Consider the following 15533-nt stretch of genomic DNA (forward strand, 5'->3'; position numbering starts at 1 on the left):
TGCAACTTTCGGGTCCCGTGCACGGAAAAAACCCCTGAAAACTGATTTCACGACTGCTCCAAAGGCATCGTGTCAATTACCCATAGGTTGAAATATAGAATCACAACCTCTTGAAACTTTGTCATGACTCCCCATATTTAATGCATACCATAGTATACAATAATGGAGTCAGCCCACTGATGTTCAGCTTTCTACTCGAGGGTGCATTTGTGCCCTTTACCATCGCGATTGCTCTGTTGTTTGGCCTTTTGGGGCTTGAACTGGTGGCGCTGATGCTGGGTGGAAGCCTGATGGCGGGCGAGGGCGACGTTGACCTTGATCTGGTTGACGCTCCGGAATTGGACATCGGTGATTTCGAACTTGATCTGGATGCGGATGTCGATCTGGGTGAGTTCGAGCTGGCCGAGGTTGCGGCGGAAACGCCGGTTGTGACCTCGGACGGTCCTGCAAGCTGGCTGGGCTTTGGCAAAGTGCCGTTCATGATCTGGCTGGTGGTTCTGCTGGCTGGTTTCGGCCTGTCTGGCATCGGCCTGCAGCTGGGCCTGCGTGATGTGATGGGCTTTGATCTGCCCTCATGGATGGCTGCGATCCCGGCTGGGGCCTTAGGCATCTGGTTTGCGCGTGGCTTTAGCGCGGTCTTTGCCCGCCTGCTGCCGAAGACCGAGACCGAGGCTATGTCCGAACGGATGTTGGCCCGCCGTCGCGGTTTCATCTCGCAAGGGACAGCATCGCGTGGCCGCCCGGCCGAAGTGCGGGTCATGGATCGCTTTGGCAATGCGCATTACCTGCGCGCTGAGCCCCTGCAGGACAAGGATACGCTGGAACAAGGCACTGAAGTGCTTGTCCTGCGCGACCGACGGCAAGACCGGTTCGTTCTGGTCGGCTTGTCAAACTAACTAAATTTCAAACCCCAATCTCGGAGGAATTTGCATGGAACTTACATTCCTAGCCGTCACAGTTGTGACCATTTTAGCGGTCGTTATGTTCATCGGCCTTGTACTGGCCCGACTCTACCGCCGCGCAACCCGCGAGGTGAGCCTGGTGAAAACCGGTGCTGGTGGTAAGAAAGTCATCATGGATGGTGGCGTCATCGTCGTGCCGCTGTTGCATGAGGTCAGCCCCGTCAACATGAAGACCCTGCGTCTTGAGGTGCAGCGCAGCGCCGAGGCCGCTTTGATCACCAAAGACCGGATGCGTGTTGACGTGGGGGTCGAGTTCTATGTCTCGGTCATGGCCACCGAAGAGGGCATCGCACGCGCGGCCCAAACCCTGGGCGACCGTACATTCGACGTCGAACAGCTGCGGGAAATGATCGAAGGCAAATTGATCGACGGTCTGCGCGCCGTGGCCGCGCAGATGACCATGGACGGTCTGCACGAAAACCGCGCTGACTTTGTGCAAGAGGTGCAGAATGCGGTCTCCGAAGACCTTTTGAAAAACGGCCTGTCGCTGGAATCGGTCTCGCTGACCGCGCTGGACCAGACCCCGTTCGAAGCACTTGATGAAAACAACGCCTTTAACGCCGTGGGTATGCGCAAGCTGGCCGAGGTGATTGCGACCTCGAAAAAAGAGCGCGCGCAGATTGATGCGGATGCCGAGGTGGAAGTGCGCCGTGCAGCGATGGAAGCTCAGCGTCAGAAGCTGTTGATCGACAAGGACGAAGAGCAGGCGCGCATCGAACAGACGCAACAGATCGAAACCCTGCGCGTGGCGCAAGAGGCCGAGATCGCCGCGCGGACCGAGGATTCTGTACGTGAAACCGAGCGTGCCCGGATTGCGCGCGAGGAAGCAATTCGAGCGGCTGACATTGAACGCGAGCGTAAAATCCGTGAGGCCGAGATCTCGAAAGAGCGCGAGCTGGAGGTTGCCGAGCAAGAGCGTCAGATCATCATCGCGCAGAAATCCGAAGAGGAAAGCCGCGCCCGTGCGTCTGCCGATCTGGCCCGCGCCGAGGCGACCAAAGCGACCGAAGCGGTGGCAACCGCCCGTCAGGTGGCCGAGGCCGAGCGTCAGAAGCAGATCGTTCTGATCGAAGCGACGCGTGAGGCGGAACGTCAGGCCACAGCCATCCGTCTGGCCGCCCAGGCCGAGAAAGAGGCCGCCGCTGACCGTGCTGAGGCGCGCCGCGAAGAGGCGCAAGCCGAAGCGGATGCGCTGAACATCCGCGCCGAGGCCAAGAAGAACGACATGCTGGCCGAAGCGGAAGGTAAGCGCGCGATTGTCGAGGCTGACAATGCCCTGTCCGTTGATCAGATCCGTCTGAAGGTTGATCTGGCCCGGATTGAGGCGATGCCGACGATCATTGCGGAAATGGTCAAGCCCGCGGAGAAGATCGACTCGATCAAGATCCATCAGGTTGGCGGGATCGGTGCCGCCGGTGGTGGCGGAGGCGCCAATGGCGACAAGCCGGTGGTGAACCAGGCGCTGGATTCGATCATGGGCATGGCCGTTCAGATGCCCGCGTTGAAGAAGCTGGGCGAAGAGCTGGGCCTGTCGATGGAAAACGGGGTCGGGGGCATCGTCAACGGCGCGCTAGAGCCCACTGTTAAACCAGCCGATGAGGCAGAAGTGGTTGATCAGAAACCACGAACCGAACACTAAAAGAATGGGCCGGGAATTTCCCGGCCCTTTTTACTGCTTCTCGCGCGACCGTTTCAACAGGCGCCCGATAGTAAAAGAAGTTCGTGGCGAATAGACATAGTTGGTGCGCTCTTCGGGGGTCGGACGTGAGCGCATCCGCGCCAGTCCAAAGATAATCAGGAAGACGTGGCCAAGCGCTACAAAGGCAAAAAGCGCGCCGGGTCCAAAGGATTGGATCAAAGTGGATGACACGTAAGGCGAGGCAATCGCACCCAGCGCATACCAGAACATCAGCGCGGCAGAGAGCTCGACCCGTTGTTCGGTTGTGGCAAAGTCATTGGCGTGCGCGGATGAAACCGAGAAAATCGGGAAGGTCGTAAAGCCGAACAAACACGCGGCCAGCATGACGCCGACGGTCCCGGTGTTGCTGGCGGCCATGGTCACACCGCAGCTTAGGACGGCGGCTACCGAAAGCCAGATCAGTACCCAGCGCCTGTCGTATTTATCGGCCAGCCATCCCATCGGATATTGCGCCAACGCGCCGCCCAGCACGAAAGACGCCAGGAAAAACGCGATCTGATCGACGCCAAGCCCGACCTCTTGCCCGTAAACAGGGCCGACCATCCGAAAGGACGCCGAGCTTAAAGCGGCAACCACCACCCCGGCCACCGCCAGAGGAGAGCTGTTCCAGGCCAGTTTCGGGCGCAGCCGCGGGGCGTCGGGCGTTTCGGGCTGGCTGGCGCGGGTCAGGGTCAGTGGCAACAGGGCAGCGCAGCACAGGATCGCCAGCAAGTTATACGAGACATATGATGCTGGTGGCAGAACTGCGATGATCAGCTGGGCGCAGAGGGACGCACCCATATCAACGATGCGATAGGTGCCCATGGCGCGCCCGCGCGTCTCATTCGTGACCTTTGCGTTCAGCCAGGCCTCGATCACTGTGTAGCACCCGGCGACACAGGCGCCTGACGCGATCCGAAGGGCCGCCCAGATATAAGCGTTGTCCGTCAGGGTGTGCCCCAGCAACCCCATTGCGCCCAAAGCTGTGCAAACGGCAAATGCCCGCGAATGGCCGACGCTTCCCATCAGGCGCGGGGCCCACCAGCATCCCACAAAGAAGCCAACGAAATGGGCCGAGCCCAACAGACCAATTTGCCCGGTGGTGAAATTCAGGGTCAGGCCGGAAATCGCATCCAGCGGGCCAACGCCACCGGTGGACAGTTGAAGCAGAATGACGGAAAGAAATAGGGCGGCAAAGGAAATGATCGTGCGCATGATGGGCTCAGATTGCGATATTTCCAGCGCGGTGCGCGCGGCTTATCGACTTTGTGGCGTCGTTTTTGATCTATCCAGTCTTTTTGATCTTGGCCCGGATATCAAGGCCAACAGTTTCCTTTACGAGGTCGGAATAACCCGAGGCGCCAAATTCGTGACGGTTCAGTGAACCGATGAGTTGGATGGAGAGGTTATTCAAGTTGTCTCGGGCGCTGCCGGGCGGGCGAAAAATATTGGCGCGCAATGTGATTGGTCGCGTTACGCCACGCAAGGTCAGATCTCCTGTGATCTCGGCCCCGTTCGAGATACGTCCACCGTTGCCAAGCTGAATATCGGTCGAGGTGAAATGAATTGTGGGAAATCCTGTGGCGTCCAGAACCCCAGCGCTGAGCATCGGTTTGCGGGCGAAGGGCAGGTTGGTGCGCGCCTTGGCGACGTTTAGCGAGACATCCACCCGGCTGTTGGCCAGGTCGGTCATGTCAATTCGGATATCTGCAGATCGTATCGGCATGGTTCCGGACTGTGTGATGCCGGACAGCTCGAACGTAAAATCTACGGAAGTGCCATTGCGGACCAGTTCATAGGGACGCAACCCGGCCAGAGCCGGGCGCGCAAATGGCAGGGCGGTCAACCCGGACAGTACAGCGCGCCTTGTCAGTTGGGTCATATCATGACCTCCTGCCTGCGGGGCCGCGATCGCCTTAGCAACATCAGCAGGATAGCGATGTTCAGCCCGTTCCAGAGGATGCCATTGATAAAGGCCAGTTGATAATTTCCGGTTAAGTCGTATATCCACCCGGACATCCATCCGCCCAGTGCCATGCCCATGATGGTCATCATCATGACAAAGCCAACGCGTGCTCCGGCCTCTTGCGGGGGCATATATTCACGTACGACCAGCGCATAGCTGGGGACAATGCCGCCCTGCGCCAGACCGAACATGAGGCTGATAATGTAAAGTGAGGCCATCCCGTCATAGGGCAGGAACAGAAATAGGGCGATACATTGCAGGAAAGAGCCGACCAGCAATGTCATCAACCCGCCTAGCTTGTCGGCGACCAACCCCGAGATCACTCGGCTGACCACGCCGCCCAGCAACATCAGCGAGAGCATCTCGGCCCCGACCGCCGGGCCATATCCGAGCCCGACGCAGTAGGACACGATATGGACCTGCGGCATCGACATGGCCACGCAACAGCCGATTCCGGCCAGACCAAGAACGTATTGCAAGCTGCGCGGCGATATTCCCACGCTGCGCGCGTTGATCTGCGCATTGGCGGCGGCGGTCTGATGGGCCTCGATCGGGACTTGCTGGCGCAGCAGCAGAGACAGGGGTATGACAACGAGCAGCGTTATGACCGCCAGCGTCAGATAGACCTGCTGCCATCCCTCACGTGCAAGGATGCCTGACAGAAGCGTTGGCCAGATCGCCCCGGACAGGTAGTTTCCGCTGGCAACCAACGCCACCGCAATCCCGCGGCGTTTCATGAACCAGTGTGAGATATCTGCGATCAGAGGGCCAAAACCAACAGCCGTGCCCAACCCCAACAGCAGATGAGCCAGTGACAAGAGCAGCATATTCGGCGCCCATGTTGCCAACAGATAGCTGACCGCGCTCAGAAGGGCGGCACCGATCAGTGCCTTGGTCACGCCCAACCGATCAACCAGTTGCCCCAGCCACATGTTCCCCAGTGCAAACCCGATCATCGACAAGACATAGGGAAATGAGGCTTCGGCCCGACCGGCGCTGAATTGCGCCTCGATCGCGGGCATCACGACGATTACCGCCCACATGCCCACATTCGCCACCGTAGCGATTGCGAGGGTGATCAGAAGGCGAAGCCAAGAATAGCGACTGTCATGGATTGGATGGCTCATACCGGAACGCTAGGGTTGGATGTAGCACTTGGCTAGTCACAAGTGCCGTGAGCCGCGTAACTTATTCCCCCCAATACACATCTTGGGCCTTGATCCGCGTCAGGTTCAGCCCGGCATGCGTCTTGGTCTGGGTGGCCTGCCAGCTGACCGGGGGCAGGGCGCGGGCGCGACGGCGGGTCAGGGTCCAGCAGGGAACCCCGGCGTGATGATCCGCAGCCATGTGCCAGCGGGTTTCAACCCCCTGTGCGCCGCCATCGCCAGGGGTCAGTAACAGGCCCAGCGGGGCTGGCCCCATCGTGCCGCCTTGTTCCGCGGCCAGATGCATCCGTCGGACCGGCGTCAGGCCGGGCGCCTCGGGCAGATCGCAGATCACCAGTGGGGTTGCCCCGCTGCGCAACGCTTCTTCCATGCACCACAGCAGATCCTCGGCATGGTTGGGGCGGGCAAACAGGAACCGGGCCGGATCGGCAAAGGCCATCATCCCACCGGGGTGCAACTGGCTGGCCTCCCACGCGGGGGAAATCCACAGAACCGGCCCCTGTGCCTGACCGGCCAACCACATGGCAAAGCTGCGCCGGGCGGGGCCGCAGGCCTCGTGCACGCGGGCCAGTTGCAGGGTGATCTGCGGATGGAGATTCAGCCCTGCCATTTGTCGTGCGGGTTTGCGGCCAAGAAGGTGTGTGGACATGCTATTACTCTAGCATGTTCTTATTATGTTCTCAATATCGAGAGGGTATCAGCGCGACAGGATCAGACGCCCATCCGCGAATTGTATATTCGAGAACCGGTGCAGGTAATCCATGCCCAGCAAGGACTGATCCAGCGCCCCTTCATTCACCCAGGCCGAGACATTGCGATCCGTGATGGGCCCCAGTTCAAGGCTGTCCAGCCGTATCGGGGCGGTGCGCACCTCGCCATTGGCCGTCAGGGCCCGCCCGAAATAGTTCAGCTGATCGGGGTCAACACCGATGCGTCTGGCATCCGCCTCGTTCAACACAATCTGGCTGGCGCCGGTATCGACCAAAAAGGTGATGGGCTCTCCGTTGACCAGAACCGGTAGATAGTAGTGCCCGTCATAGGCGCGCGGCACCTCGATGCTTTCGCCGGTCACGGTCATCTGCGGAGCAGGGCCCACAGTGCTGCGGATATCGCCCCATAGTCCATAGGCGGCAATGATGCCGATAAAAATAAACACCCAGGCCAGAGCCTGTTGCAACGTTTTGTTCAGGCTTTGCCGGTTCTGAGAGATAAACCAGGCCACGACCGCTGCGCCCAGCAATCCAAGATAGGCCAGATTTGCAATGCTGTCGCCGTCCATACCGCTACCTTACTGCGTCACTCGAATCCAATATGGGGATTTATGACGCAAATCCAAAGGCTTTTAGCCCATCCAAGATAAACTGAACTGACAAGGCCGCCAGCAGCATGCCCAACAGGCGGGTCAGCACATTCAGCCCGGTCTTGCCCAGAATTCGTGCCACCGCGCCTGAAGACAGGTAGGTGACGAACACCATCGCCACTACGATCAGCATCATGCCGATCACCACGGCCAGACCCTCTATGCCCGGATGCTGCCCGGCCAGCAGGATCATTGTGGCAATCGCGCCGGGTCCTGCAATCAGGGGAATACCCAACGGAAATACCGAAGGATCAGGATGCTCTTCTTCTTCGGCGCTGTTTTCGCGCCGCTTGGTGCGCCGTTCGAACAGCATGTCCAGCGCTGTGAGGAACAACAGAACGCCGCCCGCAACGCGGAACGCCTCCATCGAGATGCCAATAAAGCCCAGAACCGCCTCGCCGAATGCGGCGAACATGGCCAGAATCCCAGCCGCCGTCAGACAGGCGCGCACCGCTATTGTATAACGCGCATGCCGATCCATGCCTTGTGTCAGGGCCACAAAGATCGGCGTTTGTGCTGGCGGATCAATGACCACAAGCAATGTTGTAAACGAGGTTATGAGAAAGGCTGTATCCATCATGCTGCGGTCTCTGCCTGTTCCAACCGCTCTGCTGCAACCACCCAAAGCGCCTCGGCTTTTTGCATTGCCTCGACCACCTCGGAAAATTTCCGGTTCCAGGTCGCCAGGTCGTTGATCTTGTCGTCTTCATACAAACTGGGGTCAGCCAGTTTGGCCGAGAGTTTTTCGTGCATATCCGTCAATTTCTCGATCCGTTCCTCGCATTTGCGCAGATCGGCGCGCAGGTTCAGAACCGCCTCGCGCGATGGGCGTTTGGGCTTGGCCGTCAGCGGCTTTTCCTTAACAGGTTTGTCGCGGCCCAGCAGTAGGGACCGATAGGATTCCAGATCCCCGTCAAACTGTTTGACGGATCCGTCCGAGACCAGCCAGAGGTGGTCCGCCACCAGCGAAAGCAGGTGCATGTCATGACTGACCAGCACTACGGCTCCGGAATAGGCGGTCAATGCCTCAACCAGCGCCTCGCGGCTTTCGATGTCCAGATGGTTGGTCGGTTCGTCCAGAATCAGCATATGCGGGGCGTCGATGGTGGCAAGCAGCAGCGACAGGCGCGCCTTTTGTCCGCCGGACAGCCGCCCGACCTTGGTTTCTGCCTGATCGGCATTCAATCCGAACCCGGCCAAACGCGAGCGCCACTTGCCCGGAGCTTCATTCGGGCGCAATCGGCGCAGATGATCCAAGGGCGTCTCGTCCACATGCAGCTCATCCACCTGATGCTGTGCAAAATAGCCGATGCGCAGCTTGGTGCTGCGGCTCATCTTGCCAGCCATCAACGGCAGACGATCAGACAGCAGCTTGGACAGGGTCGATTTGCCCTGACCGTTCTTGCCCAGCAGCGCGATACGGTCATCCTGATCAATGCGCAGGTTCAGTCTGCGCAGCACCTCGGTCTCGCCGTATCCCGTCACACCGCCTTCGATCTGAATGATCGGGGGCGACAGTTCTTCGGGTTCTGGGAAGGAAAAAGCGCGCAGAGCAGCCTCTTGCGGGGTCGAGACCAACTGAATTCGTTCGATCATCTTCAGGCGCGACTGGGCCTGAACTGCTTTGGACGCCTTATAGCGAAAGCGATCCACGAAGCTTTGCAGATGCGCGATGCGCGCCTTGGCCTTGGTGTTTTCCGATTCCGCCTGTGCCAGACGTTCGGCGCGGCGTTCCGCGAATTTATCGTAAGGCACCGCGTAATAGGTCAGCTTGCGATCTTCCAGATGCAGGATCGACCCCACAGCGCGGTTCAGCAACCCGCGGTCATGGCTGATGATGATCACCGTGTGCGGATATTTCGCCAGATAGCTTTCCAGCCACAGAGCGCCTTCCAGATCCAGATAGTTGGTCGGTTCGTCCAGCAGCAACAGATCAGGCTGCGAGAACAGTACCGCTGCTAGCGCGACGCGCATGCGCCAGCCGCCGGAAAAGTCCGAACAGGGTTTCAGTTGATCCTCGTCATCGAACCCCAACCCCTTGAGGATCGAGGCTGCGCGCGCTTCGGCCGACCAGGCGTCTATATCGGCCAGCCGGGTCTGAATATCTGCGATGCGTCCGGGGTCCGTGGCACTATCGGCTTCAGTCATCAACGCGCTGCGCTCGGTATCGGCGGCCAGAACGGTATTGATCAGTGAGGCATCGGACGAGGGCACCTCTTGCGCCACGCCACCAATACGCGCCCGTTTCGGGACAGCGATACTGCCCGATTCCAGCGCCAGTTCCCCCCTGATCAAGCGAAACAGGGTGGTCTTGCCGGTGCCATTGCGCCCCACTAGCCCAACCTTGTGGCCATCGGGGATGGTTGCGCTTGCGCCCTCGAACAAAGGGCGGCCTTCAACGGCATAGGTGATGTCTTGAATCCGTAACATATGCTGCTCTTAGCAGAGCCGTTATGCCGCCGCCAGCAGCTTGCATGTTCAACCGGCATTCAATGTGTTAGCGCTGTTTTGCCTGAAGTTTTCACAAGGTTCCATCATGCATACAGCCCGAACACCTCCGTCGTTGGTCACGCTGGTCTTTGCCACGGCGTTGTCGGTGCTGACGCTGAATATGTTCCTGCCATCGCTGGCGCATATGAGCGTGGACTTTCAGGTGGATTACGGCCTTATGAATCTGGCGGTTGCGGGATATCTGGCGGTTTCTGCTGTGCTGCAACTGATCATGGGTCCTCTGTCGGATCGATATGGGCGCAGACCGGTCCTGTTGATCTGCATGTCGATCTTCGTGGTCGCATCCATCGGCTGCGTGCTGGCTGGGTCAATCTGGGTGTTTCTGGGTTTTCGCCTCATTCAGGCTGTGGTCGTCGCCGGGTCTGTGCTGTCCAGCGCCTCAATCCGCGACCGCTATCCCCCCAACGAGGCGGCCAGCAAGCTGGGCTATGTCGCAATGGCTATGGCATTGGCGCCAATGCTGGGACCGATGTTGGGCGGCGCGTTGGACATGCTGTTTGGCTGGCGCTCGGGGTTTGTTCTGTATTCCTTACTTGGCACCGGTCTGCTGGCTTTGCTGTGGTTTGATATGGGAGAGACCAATATAAACCGCGCCCCAACATTCGCGGCGCAGCTGAAGGAATATCCGCATCTGTTCCGCGCCCGCAGGTTTTGGGGTTATGCCCTATGCGCGGCATTTTCGATCGGCGGTTTTTTCAGTTTTATCACCGGTGCACCGTTGGTTGCAGCTGCTTGGTTTGATCTGAGCCCCGCGATGCTGGGTCTTGGGATCGGCATTATCACCGGCGGGTTCATGGTCGGGAATTTTGTCACTGGCCGATTGGCGGCGCGGACGCAGTTAACAACGATGATCCTGATAGGGCGGAATGTGGCCACGGCAGGGCCGCTTTGCGGGCTGCTTCTGTTTTGGGTCGGGCTTGGTACGGTTTGGGTCTTTTTCGGCTCGGCCATCTGTGTCGGTTTCGGCAATGGACTGACCAACGCCAATGCATCGTCGGGCGTGATGTCGGTTCGTCCCAAACTGGCAGGCAGCGCGGCGGGCCTGTCAGGTGCAATGATTGTTGCGCTGGGGGCGGTTCTGACCACGATCACCGGCGCCTTTGTCAGCCCTGAAAACGGACCTTTTCTTGTGCTTGGCATGATGTGCGGGTGCAGCTTTATCGGCCTTCTGGCCGTGCTCTATGTTCGTCGGATCGACAGTCTGGACCCGTTGCCCAGCACATTGTGACCGGCAAAGCGCCGGAGCAGGGCATCATAACACTTTTCATAAGCTACAGACCATGATACGCGGCCCGCGATGGATTTCGGCGCGGGCCCCGCGCCCTATTTTAAGGAGAGGCCGACATGGCACTGGAACGCACATTCTCGATCATCAAACCCGATGCAACCCGCCGCAACCTGACTGGCAAGATCAACGCCAAGTTTGAAGAGGCCGGTCTGCGCATCGTAGCGCAAAAGCGCATTCACATGACCAAAGCACAAGCTGGCAAGTTCTATGACGTCCATGCCGAGCGCCCGTTCTATGACGAACTGTGCGAATTCATGTCGTCCGAGCCGGTTATTGTACAGGTTCTGGAAGGCGAAGGCGCCATTGCCAAGAACCGCGAAGTCATGGGCGCTACCAACCCCGCAGATGCGGCCCCCGGCACCATCCGCGCCGAGTTCGCTGAATCGGTTGGCGAGAACTCGGTCCACGGTTCAGACGCACCGGAAACCGCAGCGGTTGAGATCGCCTATTTCTTCTCGGGCATCGAACTGGTCGGCTAATCTGTTTTAAGATCAAGCCTATAAAGCCGCTCCCGGGGTCGGGGGCGGCTTTTTCTATGCGGGTTTCAAATCGTCCGAAGATATCCGGACGCCGATCGCATCCAAGTCGGCGATCATCTTCGTTTGCGGCGCAGTGCTGTTGCTGGCTTTGATTGCGTCGAACCTTTGCCGCAGGGCTTTTTTCTCTTCGCCTTTGCAATCGTTCCAGGGGCGGCCTTGCAGCCCCATCACCAAAACATAATAGCCGATGAAATGAGGGCGCGATCCTGCCTGCAAGAGTTTTGCATAGGCCGCGTCGGGGCCTATCTCGCGCAGTTGCTGGGCCGAGTGGATACCGGCACGCGCGCAAGCCTGTTCATAGGCCGGGCCGAGATTACGGATAGTTGAGATCGGGTCAGACATAATCGACGTTTTAACCGGTGTCAGAATTACTGTCACCCGATCCTTTTGCCTTGGGGGTCAGGGTTTGCGTGACAGACGGATTGTGGCCTCAAGCCCCGGGTCACAGTTGCGGGCGTCGAACATGCCTTTGTGCATATGTGAAATCGCGGCAACCAAAGCCAGCCCAAGACCTGCATTGCGCTCGGTTCTTGCGGGGTCAAGCGTCACAAAGGGCATCTGCAGGCGGGCCAGATCGTCCTGAGGAACCCCCGGGCCGCGATCCCGCACGCTGAGGTTAGCGTACCGGCCGTCATCCGCAATATTGATCGTGATGGTCGAACCATCAGGCGCGTATCGCAGAGCATTTTCCAACAGGTTGGACAGTGCCTGAGACAAAAGGGGGCGGTGGCCGGGAAGGGGGGCAGTTGACCCTGTAACTTCAAGTGTTACGCCCTGATCCGTGGCAACCGGATCATAGAGCTCGACCACGTCCGCCACGAGTTGATTAAGGTCGACATCTTCGAACTGCTCTCGCCCGACACCTGCTTCGGCACGCGAAATCTCAGTCAGTTGGCCTAGAACCCGCAGGACATGATCAACCTCGGTCGTCGCGCGCGCGATGTCGATTTCGCGATCCTGTTCGGATTTGCGGCTATCTGACAGGGATTCGACCCGCTGTTTCAACCGCGACAAAGGAGAGCGTAGATCATGCGCGATCGAATTCGAGGTTGTCCTTAGATTGCTGACCAATTCCTCGATCCGGTCCAGCATCGTATTGAGCGTACCTGAAACTTGATCGAATTCATCTCCGGTCCCGCGCAAGGGCATCCTGCGCGACAGGTCGCCTGAAACGATGTTTTCTGCGGTCGAGGCGATGTCAGACAAGCGCGAAAAGACGAGCCTGGTAAACAGCCAGCCTGTCAGGACGCTCAGCGCCAGCGCGATTGCCAGCGCGAAGCCGACCGAGCGTAAAAGAACACGGTCAAACTGCTGTCGTGCCAGCGCATCCCGCCCGACAAGCAGGCGTTCTCCGCCCGGCAGACGAATGGATGCAGCCGAGATTGGCACCAGCTGTTCGCTGTCCGAGCGTCGCAGCTCTAGTTGGACCCAACCACTTCCGGCAGTGATGTCATCGGGCCATTGTCTCAGGTTGCCAGCCAATTTCGTCCCGTTGCGGTCGGTCAACAAGTAGAGGGCATCCCGTTCAGAGGCGGTGGGAATACGGCGTTCGATGGCTGTCAGCAAACCGATGAGCCCGCGCCTTTCGTATTCATCGGCCAGACCGGTCAATTCCGCGGAAACCACCGAGCGGGTTTCGCTTTCGATACTGCGATTTGCGGTGACATAGACAAGGGCCAGCACGGTGGCTGTCAACAATGTGCTCAGAACCATGCTGGCCAGAACCAAACGCGTTCTGGAATTATTGAACGAAAGCCGTAGGTTATCCATCAGATATCATGTAACCTGCGCCCCGGACTGTTTCAATCAACGGGATCTCTCCGCCTTCATCCAATTGGCGGCGCAGTTTCGAGATATGGACGTCAACCACATTGGTGTTCGGGTCGAAATGATAATCCCAGACACCTTCCAGCAACATGGTGCGTGACACTACGCGGTTCTTGCGTCTCAGGAAGAATTCCAAAATCTGAAATTCACGCGGTGTCAGGGTAATCTCTCGCCCGTTGCGGGTGACTTTGCGGGTCAGCAAATCCATATCCAGATCGCGGCAGGTCAGGGTTGGGTTTTCCTCAGATTCCTGCGGGCGTCTTAACAGAGCTTCGATCCGCGCATGCAGTTCCTGAAAAGAGAACGGTTTGACCAGATAATCATCTGCACCGGCCCTCAGGCCTTTGACTCTCTCATCGACCGCGCTCATTGCGGTTAACATCAGAACCGGAGTTTTCAGACCCGCGGCGCGCATGGATTTGATCAGTGACAGGCCGTCTAGACCGGGCAGCATTCGGTCCAGAACGATGGCGTCAAAGCCACCATCTGTGGCGTGATACAGCCCTTCGCGCCCATCCGCGGCCTGTTCGACGACATATCCTTCCTCGCTGAACCCTTTTGCTATGAATTCCCGGGTGTCTTCATCATCTTCAACGATCAACAGGCGTCGGCTCATGATCTGAAATCCTTTCTACCGGAACTTAAACACAATTTTTCAAACAAAGTACAAGATTTGACCGGTTTAGATGCCGGGTGCGTCGTTGCGCACCCGGCTGCTCCGGCAGATTGCGGACAATTCAATCATGCCAGAGAGGCGCCCGCCAGATCTCCCCATCACGTGGCGCGCGCAGGTGTTCGATCAGGCGATTTCCACCGCAACAAAGATCTGGTTGCCGCCACGGTTGATCAGGACAAGCGCGGGATCGGTTTTTTCGCTGTCCAGCGCTTCTTTCAGCGCGCCAGGTGTGGCCGTATCCTGGTTGCCCAGCTTCACGATCACGTCGCCACGCTGAAGACCGGCTTTCGCTGCAGGGCTGTCCGGTTTCAGGTCCGTGACGATCACACCGTCAATATTCTCGGCCACGCCCAGTTCCGCACGGTTGGTTTCTGTTAGTGGTGCAACGGTGACGCCCAGGGCGGTGCCCGAAATGCCTTCATCCACTGACTTGTCCATTTCGGCCGATGCGGACTGATGCTGTCCGATCGTCAACTTTATGTCTTGCTCACTGCCATTGCGTAAAACTGTAAGCGTGCTTTCTGTTCCAACCTTGGTAGTTCCGACAAGGATCGGCAGGTCGCTGCTGGACTCGACGGGTTCGCCGTTAAAGGTCAGGATGACGTCGCCCTGTTCCAGGATGCCTTCGGCAGGGCTGTTGGCTACAACGTCCGAAACCAATGCGCCGTTTGAGGCATCAATTCCCATCGCCGCAGCGATCTGAGGGCTGACATTCTGGATTGACACACCCAGCCAACCGCGGCTGACCTGGCCATCATCGCGCAGATCCGCGGCAATATGGTCCACAATGTTCGACGTGACGGCAAAACCCAACCCGACCGACCCACCGCTCGGGGAATAGATGGCCGAGTTCACGCCGATAACCTCACCATCCATGTTGAACAGCGGGCCACCGGAATTGCCTTTGTTGATGGCCGCATCCGTCTGGATGAACTCGGCATAAGGTCCCTGCGAAATATTGCGGTCCTTGGCCGATACAATCCCGGTCGTCACGGTCGAGCTGAGGCCAAACGGGTTCCCGATGGCGACAACATCCTCGCCCACACGGATCACATCGCTATTGCCAAGCTCTACGGCCTGAAGTGGCTCGCCCGCGTCGATCTTGAGAACCGCGATATCGGTCAACGGGTCGGTACCGATCACCTCAGCCTCAAAAGTTCGGTCATCATTCAGGCGCACGGTCACGGTCGCGGCATCGTCGACCACGTGATGGTTCGTAATGATGTACCCGGCTTCATCCAGCACAAAACCTGACCCCAAACCCTGAGAAGGACCACGACGGGGGGCATCGAACCCTTCAGGCACGCCAAAGCGTTTGAAGAATTCACCGAATGGTTGGCCTTCGAAATCAAACTGCTGTCCATTTTCCGGGCCCTTGGCGGCGTTTTGTTCCGCGATGATGGTCACGACAGAAGGTGACACGCTCTCAACTAAATCAGCCAGCGCTTCGTCAGCTTTCGAGGGCAGGGCAGTCGTCGCCAACAATGCCGAACTCAGCGCTGAGACGCCTAGCCAGTTTGATGTGCGTGGCATAAGAAGAGAGGATTTACGGATGCTCAT

General features: G+C 58.5%; 15 protein-coding genes. 4 read left to right on the forward strand and 11 right to left on the reverse strand.

Annotated features, from left to right (window positions below):
- The first annotated feature begins 140 nt into the window (after positions 1 to 140).
- Positions 141 to 896, forward strand: a complete 756-nt coding sequence (locus tag AC2FH2_RS01070) for an OB-fold-containig protein (protein WP_496693266.1) — start codon at positions 141 to 143, stop codon at positions 894 to 896.
- 34 nt (positions 897 to 930) lie between these two features.
- Positions 931 to 2601 (forward strand): flotillin family protein, encoded by a 1671-nt coding sequence (locus tag AC2FH2_RS01075; RefSeq protein ID WP_496822578.1) that lies wholly within the window; start codon positions 931 to 933, stop codon positions 2599 to 2601.
- A gap of 30 nt (positions 2602 to 2631) precedes the next feature.
- On the opposite strand, the gene AC2FH2_RS01080 is transcribed toward AC2FH2_RS01075, so the two are convergent.
- The 7 genes from AC2FH2_RS01080 to AC2FH2_RS01110 form a co-directional block, all read right to left on the reverse strand.
- A complete protein-coding gene (locus AC2FH2_RS01080) occupies positions 2632 to 3855 on the reverse strand; it encodes an MFS transporter (protein WP_142634285.1) in 1224 nt (407 codons plus the stop codon).
- 70 nt (positions 3856 to 3925) lie between these two features.
- Entirely contained in the window at positions 3926 to 4522 is a 597-nt protein-coding gene (locus AC2FH2_RS01085) for a YceI family protein (RefSeq protein ID WP_496822580.1), read from the reverse strand.
- Positions 4519 to 5733 carry an MFS transporter gene (locus tag AC2FH2_RS01090; protein ID WP_496822582.1) on the reverse strand — a complete coding sequence of 405 codons (1215 nt, stop codon included), beginning with the start codon at positions 5731 to 5733 and terminating at the stop codon, positions 4519 to 4521. Before AC2FH2_RS01090 ends, AC2FH2_RS01085 begins: the two co-directional genes overlap by 4 nt.
- 61 nt (positions 5734 to 5794) lie before the next feature.
- The gene (locus tag AC2FH2_RS01095) at positions 5795 to 6421 is read right to left on the reverse strand and encodes an ImuA family protein (RefSeq protein ID WP_142634279.1); all 627 of its coding nucleotides are present in this window, start codon (positions 6419 to 6421) and stop codon (positions 5795 to 5797) included.
- Between the two features lie 48 nt (positions 6422 to 6469).
- Positions 6470 to 7051, reverse strand: a complete 582-nt coding sequence (locus AC2FH2_RS01100) for a retropepsin-like aspartic protease family protein (RefSeq protein WP_142634277.1) — start codon at positions 7049 to 7051, stop codon at positions 6470 to 6472.
- A 40-nt stretch (positions 7052 to 7091) separates the two neighbouring features.
- Positions 7092 to 7712, reverse strand: coding sequence for a MarC family protein (locus AC2FH2_RS01105; RefSeq protein WP_142634274.1), 621 nt, complete (start codon positions 7710 to 7712; stop codon positions 7092 to 7094).
- On the reverse strand, positions 7709 to 9562 hold the full coding sequence (locus AC2FH2_RS01110; RefSeq protein WP_142634272.1) for an ABC-F family ATP-binding cassette domain-containing protein: 1854 nt from the start codon (positions 9560 to 9562) through the stop codon (positions 7709 to 7711). The genes AC2FH2_RS01105 and AC2FH2_RS01110 overlap by 4 nt, the downstream gene beginning before the upstream one ends.
- 106 nt (positions 9563 to 9668) lie before the next feature.
- Here AC2FH2_RS01110 and AC2FH2_RS01115 point away from each other — a divergent pair, with 106 nt between their 5' ends.
- Positions 9669 to 10871 (forward strand): multidrug effflux MFS transporter, encoded by a 1203-nt coding sequence (locus AC2FH2_RS01115; RefSeq protein ID WP_271946668.1) that lies wholly within the window; start codon positions 9669 to 9671, stop codon positions 10869 to 10871.
- 116 nt (positions 10872 to 10987) lie between these two features.
- A complete protein-coding gene (ndk, locus tag AC2FH2_RS01120; RefSeq protein WP_142634270.1) occupies positions 10988 to 11410 on the forward strand; it encodes a nucleoside-diphosphate kinase in 423 nt (140 codons plus the stop codon).
- A 54-nt stretch (positions 11411 to 11464) separates the two neighbouring features.
- On the opposite strand, the gene AC2FH2_RS01125 is transcribed toward ndk, so the two are convergent.
- The 4 genes from AC2FH2_RS01125 to AC2FH2_RS01140 form a co-directional block, all read right to left on the reverse strand.
- Entirely contained in the window at positions 11465 to 11812 is a 348-nt protein-coding gene (locus tag AC2FH2_RS01125) for a TfoX/Sxy family protein (RefSeq protein WP_496687709.1), read from the reverse strand.
- 57 nt (positions 11813 to 11869) lie between these two features.
- Positions 11870 to 13240 (reverse strand): sensor histidine kinase, encoded by a 1371-nt coding sequence (locus AC2FH2_RS01130; RefSeq protein ID WP_282027448.1) that lies wholly within the window; start codon positions 13238 to 13240, stop codon positions 11870 to 11872.
- Positions 13233 to 13913 (reverse strand): response regulator transcription factor, encoded by a 681-nt coding sequence (locus AC2FH2_RS01135; protein WP_142634264.1) that lies wholly within the window; start codon positions 13911 to 13913, stop codon positions 13233 to 13235. The genes AC2FH2_RS01130 and AC2FH2_RS01135 overlap by 8 nt, the downstream gene beginning before the upstream one ends.
- Before the next feature lie 183 nt (positions 13914 to 14096).
- Complete coding sequence (locus AC2FH2_RS01140; protein WP_496822583.1) at positions 14097 to 15533, reverse strand: Do family serine endopeptidase; 1437 nt, start codon at positions 15531 to 15533, stop codon at positions 14097 to 14099.

It is taken from the genome of Ruegeria sp. YTSA105 (assembly GCF_059610225.1).

Bases quoted from the DNA above. Each gene is read 5' to 3' on its own strand.
- AC2FH2_RS01140 (WP_496822583.1), bottom strand. From the start codon at position 15,533: ATGAGCATCCGTAAATCCTCTCTTCTTATGCCACGCACATCAAACTGG.
- AC2FH2_RS01100 (WP_142634277.1), bottom strand. From the start codon at position 7,051: ATGGACGGCGACAGCATTGCAAATCTGGCCTATCTTGGATTGCTGGGC.
- AC2FH2_RS01095 (WP_142634279.1), bottom strand. From the start codon at position 6,421: ATGTCCACACACCTTCTTGGCCGCAAACCCGCACGACAAATGGCAGGG.
- ndk (WP_142634270.1), top strand. From the start codon at position 10,988: ATGGCACTGGAACGCACATTCTCGATCATCAAACCCGATGCAACCCGC.
- AC2FH2_RS01070 (WP_496693266.1), top strand. From the start codon at position 141: ATGCATACCATAGTATACAATAATGGAGTCAGCCCACTGATGTTCAGC.
- AC2FH2_RS01085 (WP_496822580.1), bottom strand. From the start codon at position 4,522: ATGACCCAACTGACAAGGCGCGCTGTACTGTCCGGGTTGACCGCCCTG.
- AC2FH2_RS01080 (WP_142634285.1), bottom strand. From the start codon at position 3,855: ATGCGCACGATCATTTCCTTTGCCGCCCTATTTCTTTCCGTCATTCTG.
- AC2FH2_RS01075 (WP_496822578.1), top strand. From the start codon at position 931: ATGGAACTTACATTCCTAGCCGTCACAGTTGTGACCATTTTAGCGGTC.
- AC2FH2_RS01105 (WP_142634274.1), bottom strand. From the start codon at position 7,712: ATGATGGATACAGCCTTTCTCATAACCTCGTTTACAACATTGCTTGTG.
- AC2FH2_RS01130 (WP_282027448.1), bottom strand. From the start codon at position 13,240: ATGGATAACCTACGGCTTTCGTTCAATAATTCCAGAACGCGTTTGGTT.
- AC2FH2_RS01135 (WP_142634264.1), bottom strand. From the start codon at position 13,913: ATGAGCCGACGCCTGTTGATCGTTGAAGATGATGAAGACACCCGGGAA.
- AC2FH2_RS01115 (WP_271946668.1), top strand. From the start codon at position 9,669: ATGCATACAGCCCGAACACCTCCGTCGTTGGTCACGCTGGTCTTTGCC.
- AC2FH2_RS01090 (WP_496822582.1), bottom strand. From the start codon at position 5,733: ATGAGCCATCCAATCCATGACAGTCGCTATTCTTGGCTTCGCCTTCTG.
- AC2FH2_RS01110 (WP_142634272.1), bottom strand. From the start codon at position 9,562: ATGTTACGGATTCAAGACATCACCTATGCCGTTGAAGGCCGCCCTTTG.
- AC2FH2_RS01125 (WP_496687709.1), bottom strand. From the start codon at position 11,812: ATGTCTGACCCGATCTCAACTATCCGTAATCTCGGCCCGGCCTATGAA.